1 protein-coding gene is annotated in these 410 nt (G+C 46.8%); it reads left to right on the forward strand.

Annotated elements, in window-relative coordinates:
- Positions 1 to 410, forward strand: a 410-nt coding sequence (locus tag ABHV44_RS16245) for an HYR-like domain-containing protein (protein ID WP_459075765.1), incomplete at both ends; no start/stop codon positions are given.

Genomic DNA, 410 nt, shown 5'->3' on the forward strand with positions numbered 1-410 from the left:
ATCGAGTGTGATCAGGATCTTCCAACAGACGAGGCGTCAGCTTTTGATAACTGTGGAGAAGTAACGATCACATCAGAAGATGTAATTACTGATGGTGAGTGCCCACAAGAATATGTGGTAACACGTACGTTCACAGCGACTGACGATTGTGGAAACGCAAGCACGGCAGTACAGGTGATCACAGTAGTTGACACAACAGCACCAGAGTTCACTTCAGTACCAGAAGATGTAACTATCGAATGTGACGAAGAAGTTCCTTCAATGATGGCCGAAGCTACAGACAACTGTGGAGCGGTTACGGTAACTTCTTCAGACGAATCTGTTGCTGGTGAGTGCCCACAGGAAAGTGTGATTACTCGCACGTTCACTGCTACTGATGAATGCGGAAACGCTTCAACAGCAACTCAGGT

Source organism: Halocola ammonii (assembly GCF_049334165.1).
GTDB lineage: Bacteria > Bacteroidota > Bacteroidia > Flavobacteriales_D > Sanyastnellaceae > JBEGHD01.